Source organism: Synechococcus sp. B60.1 (genome assembly GCF_047462555.1).
Lineage (GTDB): Bacteria > Cyanobacteriota > Cyanobacteriia > Thermostichales > Thermostichaceae > Thermostichus.
In genome coordinates this window covers 1-1,490 of record NZ_JANSJN010000201.1, presented here as the reverse complement: position 1 = coordinate 1,490, position 1,490 = coordinate 1, and the positions used below count along the sequence as shown (strand labels likewise).

The following is a 1,490-nucleotide window of genomic DNA, read 5'->3' as shown; positions in this document are numbered from 1 at the left end:
GGCATGATTTGCTGCCTAGAAATTGTGAAGCAATACATCCAGAATCAGTCAGAGAGTGCTATCCATCCCCACCGTATGGACGGTGGGGAATTCCGCACCTTACGTTAAGAATCCCCCGCCTGTAGACGGTGGGGGCGTCAAACAGCGCTGAGTTGGGCTAACGGCCCAGACCAGGGGGGCACCGTTCTCGAAGTACTCGGCAATCTTCCCCCCGATTTCTTCTACGGTGTTGCTGGCAGATAGTACTTCAACTGCCAGCTCCGGAGCACCCTCCAAAAAGCCGGTGGGCAGCTCGGTCACCCCTTGCAAGCATTCCCTTCCCTACTACAAACAAAATAGGGGCCAGGGCACAACAAGGGATCCCTAGATCAAGCCCTGATCCAAGATCGCGCGGGAACGGGCAATAGCTGCTCTCAAGTTGGCCCGCTGGGTGTAGCGCATCGTCATGGCAGCAGTCGTATGGCCCAGCAAGTGCTGGATAGGCTCAGGGGCAACGCCGCGATCCAGCAGCAGAGTGGCAAAGCTGTGGCGAAACTGGTGGGGGGTTTGGTGGCCCGGCTCAGGCTCGGTGAGCTTAAGCGCAATATGACGTAGGCCATCGTAGGTGAGGGGACGACCCCGGTAGGCCGGGCAGCGGGATTGGGAGACAAACAAGGGATCCGTCGGCGCGCACGGGCCCCGTTCTTGGCTTAGATATTGTTGCAGCAGCTCGGAGAGGGGATCCCCGACCGCCACAGCGCGGGGTTTACTTCTCTTGCCACAGCGCACCTCCAACAGGGATCCCTCAGGGCTGATCCGAAAATCCTGCACCGTCAAGTCCAACAGCTCCCGCGCCCGTAGGCCGCACTCCAGCAGCAGGCGGATCAAGGCTGCGTAGCGCAGAGAATGGCTCTGGGCCCGTTGCAGAACCCGCTGCAACAACAGCCGATCCAGGTCGCGAGGCAGACGAGCGGGCAGGCGGGCAGGTCGAATGGCCTGGGTGGGCAAGGGATCCGGAAAGTAGCCTCGCTGGCTGGCCCATTCAAATTGTTGCAGCTTGTTGCAGCGCCAGCCGCTTCAGGTTGTAGGTAGCGGGAGAGGCAGGCGGATGGATCCACTGGCCCGAACGGTTGCGCAACGGACGCCCCCTCAAGCTGTTTATTAAAAAAGACTGAACGTGGGACGGCTGCACCTGTCCCAGCGGCACCGGGCAAGTTTTGGCAAACTACTCCAGAGCAATGCGGTAGGTGCGGCGGCTGGTTGGGGCCAGATCCCGCTCCTGCAAAAATTGCAGCACCAACTGGCTGAGGCTGGGCACAGGGCAGCTCGACTGACGCTGGAGATGCGCCTGTTGAACCGAGTCGGGCCAGGGATCCCTCATCTGCAAAACCAGCAACCCTCAACTCACCCTTAACTTTAACTTCCGGCAAGCCACAGTTCAAAGCGGGATCCCAAACGACTTCTGATTGGATTGCTACTGGCTGGGCAGCAGGTGTTGGGTGATGAAATCC

Annotated in this window: 3 protein-coding genes; all 3 read right to left on the bottom strand. The window is 59.7% G+C overall.

Going from position 1 to position 1,490, the window contains the following annotated elements:
• Nucleotides 1-99 precede the first annotated feature (99 nt).
• Nucleotides 100-300: a Uma2 family endonuclease gene (locus tag NW863_RS13010; RefSeq protein ID WP_414366871.1), complete on the bottom strand. Its 201-nt coding sequence runs from the start codon at nt 298-300 to the stop codon at nt 100-102.
• A 63-nt stretch (nt 301-363) separates the two neighbouring features.
• Complete coding sequence (locus NW863_RS13005) at nt 364-987, bottom strand: tyrosine-type recombinase/integrase (RefSeq protein WP_414366869.1); 624 nt, start codon at nt 985-987, stop codon at nt 364-366.
• A 217-nt stretch (nt 988-1,204) separates the two neighbouring features.
• Nucleotides 1,205-1,360, bottom strand: a complete 156-nt coding sequence (locus NW863_RS13000; RefSeq protein ID WP_414366868.1) for a hypothetical protein — start codon at nt 1,358-1,360, stop codon at nt 1,205-1,207.
• Nucleotides 1,361-1,490: the final 130 nt, after the last annotated feature.